The organism is Natrinema gari JCM 14663 (assembly GCF_000337175.1).
GTDB classification, from domain to species: domain Archaea; phylum Halobacteriota; class Halobacteria; order Halobacteriales; family Natrialbaceae; genus Natrinema; species Natrinema gari.
Genome location: NZ_AOIJ01000018.1, coordinates 1 through 1897 on the forward strand (window position 1 = coordinate 1; position 1897 = coordinate 1897).

The window sequence follows — 1897 nt, forward strand, 5'->3', positions numbered from 1 at the left end:
TCGCAGGACGGCGCAAGGGTCGCCGAAAATCGAACCGACCCCACCACCCACCACAGGGACCTATAACGGTGTCTAGGGGGACCCCACCCGGCACCTCTCACCTCGCGGTGGGACCGACCGATCTAGTCTGGTGGCGGTCCTCTATCCTCGTCGCGCCGGAAGTCTCCCGACGCAGCCGACACCCAGTCCTCGACGATCGGATCCCACGCCATCAGTGACCAGTCCTCCTCGAGCGCACTGCCGTCACGATCGTCGCCGCCCGGATCGCGTGGATCGAGATCGACGTCGGCGCTAGATCCGTACCGCCGCGACCCCGACGGCAGGAACGACAGCGAGCCACGACCGAGGTACGCACTGATGTAGTGCGCCGCGTTCCGTGCGTCCACCCGCCGGATGTCCACCACCCGGCCGAGGCCGACGCGCTCGGCCAACTGCGACAGTTCCCGCTGCGGCAGGAACCGATCCACGAGCAGGTGCAGGTGCGGCCGGTCCCGCTCGTCTCCCTCGTGCCGCACCCACAGATACGACAGGTTTGGATAGCGGTCCCTCAGTTCCGTCCTCAGCGCGTTCCACCGATCGGTGATGTACTCGTGCTTCTCCTCCTTCGACGCGGGCGCTCTGCGGTCCACTGTGAGCGTCAGGAACCGACGCATCTCCGGGCGCTCCTCCGTGATCCGTTCTATCTCCTCGATCAGTCCCATCCTCAGCCGGTGGCCGCAACACTCGCAGTCCCACGAACCGCAACGGTACGACGCCTGTTCCCCCGATTCTGTCTGGTACTTCAGGTGCGCCAAGTCCTTCCGGCAGTCCGGCCGCTCCCGATCCGGCCCGCAATCCCAGTCCCGACCGAGCCGTGACTGCTCATCCAACTCGACCTCGCCGTCGACGGGATCCGCGCTCACTCCGACCACCCCGACCGACGCGATCGCGAGCTGCTCCACGAGTGGCCCGACAGCACGTCCGGCCCAGCTGGGGCGGCACTATCCGACGACCGCGACGAAGACGAGCCGGTGGCACCGCACCGCACCATAGCCACCGGCACGTCTTCTACCGCACCGCACGGTGGAACGCCTGAATTGGCGAAGCATAGCGGCTCTTGAGTTGTTCTAACTAGCGTCGAGTAAAGACCGCACCGCCGCCGCACCGCCACCGCACAAGATAGCCCCCTCCCGCCGGTCGGGGGCGTGCGGATCGGGCGGCCCTCGAGCCGGGTACGCCGGCTCTCGGGCAAATCAAGATCGCCCGATCCTTGCGGTGGATCGGCGCTTAGTCGTCCAGACCGAGCGTTTCCGTGAACCGTCGAAACACTTACTGACTCGGCTGAGAGAGGACAGAGCGAGGACGAACCCTCCGGCCAAGAGGTTTCCACCGGGCGATTCTGCCACAAATCGCGTCCGGTGGAATCGTCCGTCGCCCGGGCCTTCTCCGGGCATTCACTCACGTTGCGTAGCTTTGACTGCGACGAGAACGACTAGCCCCTTAAAGAATACTGACCTTTCACCCCGGCAGAACATCTACCTATCCCGATACTACCAACACGCCCACATATTGTTATTAGCAGTTCTAACCATAGCCAGACAGAACCCGAAACCGCATGACAGCGCAGGGGTCGCCGATCGCCCCGGAGTATCACCCATCACAACTTACCGCCGTCTTGCGATTCTTCCCCCTGTCGAATCCCGGCCCTATCCGTACAATCGCAGGACGGCGTAAGGATACCCCTGTCTGAACCGCCACAACTTACCGCCGTCTTGCGATTCTCCCACCACAATCACTCGCCCCTCCGCTCCCTAATCGCAGGACGGCGCAAGGGTCGCCGAAAATCGAACCGACCCCACCACCCACCACAGGGACCTATAACGGTGTCTAGGGGGACCCCACCCGGCACCTCTCACCT

At 64.3% G+C, this 1897-nt stretch carries 1 protein-coding gene; it reads right to left on the bottom strand.

The features are described from left to right. Window positions 1–122: 122 nt before the first annotated feature. Window positions 123–941, bottom strand: coding sequence for a rolling circle replication-associated protein (locus C486_RS00415; RefSeq protein ID WP_004045523.1), 819 nt, complete (start codon window positions 939–941; stop codon window positions 123–125). Window positions 942–1897 lie beyond the last annotated feature (956 nt).